General features: G+C 57.2%; 1 protein-coding gene. It reads left to right on the forward strand.

Going from position 1 to position 411, the window contains the following annotated elements:
- A partial coding sequence (locus tag EOA22_RS38470) for a hypothetical protein (protein ID WP_206521614.1) occupies window positions 1–206 on the forward strand: 206 nt, incomplete at its 5' end.
- Window positions 207–411: the final 205 nt, after the last annotated feature.

Raw genomic sequence — 411 nt, forward strand, 5'->3', positions numbered from 1 at the left:
GCCTGCTTGGGGTCAATTTCCGTGAGCTCGACCAGATGTTCGACCTCAAGGTCCTGGCCCTTCGCAACCCGGCTTGCCTCGTTCGCTTTTCGTTGCATCTCGACGACCCTCTGCTGAGACAACATGAACGAGCGCTGAGAGTGCGCGTTCCAGAACTTCATACAAAAATCGCGACATCGATTAAATCAGTCGGATTGCGCCACTGAGGCGGGCATGCCCTTCTGCTGCGGCTTTCCGATTTGTCCAATGTGGAGAACCCGAGCTGGTCGCAACTGGCGGCGGCATCTTCGTGCGTCAGTCCGGCCACGCGGCATTCGGTTTCGTCGCCTCTCCGTTTGGTGTGCCGGCGTTCGGCAGCATTCTGTCTCAGCAAGTCCTATCGCACGTTATCTCATCAGCTTGATCTGAAGC

Origin of the sequence: Mesorhizobium sp. M7A.F.Ca.US.014.04.1.1 (assembly GCF_003998745.1) — a bacterium.
Classification (GTDB): domain Bacteria; phylum Pseudomonadota; class Alphaproteobacteria; order Rhizobiales; family Rhizobiaceae; genus Mesorhizobium; species Mesorhizobium ciceri.